Source organism: Pedococcus sp. P1_H8 (genome assembly GCF_056405175.1).
This window is the reverse complement of sequence record NZ_JBFUCP010000314.1, coordinates 1-412: the sequence shown is the minus strand read 5'-3', so window position 1 is coordinate 412 and position 412 is coordinate 1. Positions and strand designations below refer to the sequence as shown.

The window sequence follows — 412 nt, the reverse complement described above, 5'->3', positions numbered from 1 at the left end:
GTTCAAGGAACTCCGCTCGCGGTTCGACCTGATCCTCAACACCGTGTCGGTGAACCTCGACATGGACGCCTACATGTCGCTGCTCGCAGTCAACGGTGCACTCGTCGAGCTCGGGCTGCCGGAGAAGCCGATCGAGGTGCGCGGATTCTCGCTGGCGGCCAACCGGCGCAGCCTGGCCGGGTCGATGGTCGGTGGGATCGCGCAGACCCAGGAGATGCTGGACTTCTGTGCCGCCCACGGGATCGGTGCGGAGATCGAGGTGATCGCCGCGGACCAGATCAACGAGGCCTTCGACCGGGTGGTGCGCAGCGACGTGCGCTACCGCTTCGTGATCGACACCGCGACCCTCTAGACCCCGGGACTCCGGGCTGCTGCCCCTGGTCGCGGGTGCGTCGGTCGGGCCATACTGGGT

Annotated in this window: 1 protein-coding gene; it reads left to right on the top strand. The window is 67.2% G+C overall.

Annotated features, from left to right (window positions below; genetic code table 11):
* A partial coding sequence (locus AC1DYG_RS20165) for a zinc-binding dehydrogenase (protein ID WP_477641615.1) occupies positions 1–352 on the top strand: 352 nt, incomplete at its 5' end.
* Between the last annotated feature and the right edge of the window lie 60 nt (positions 353–412).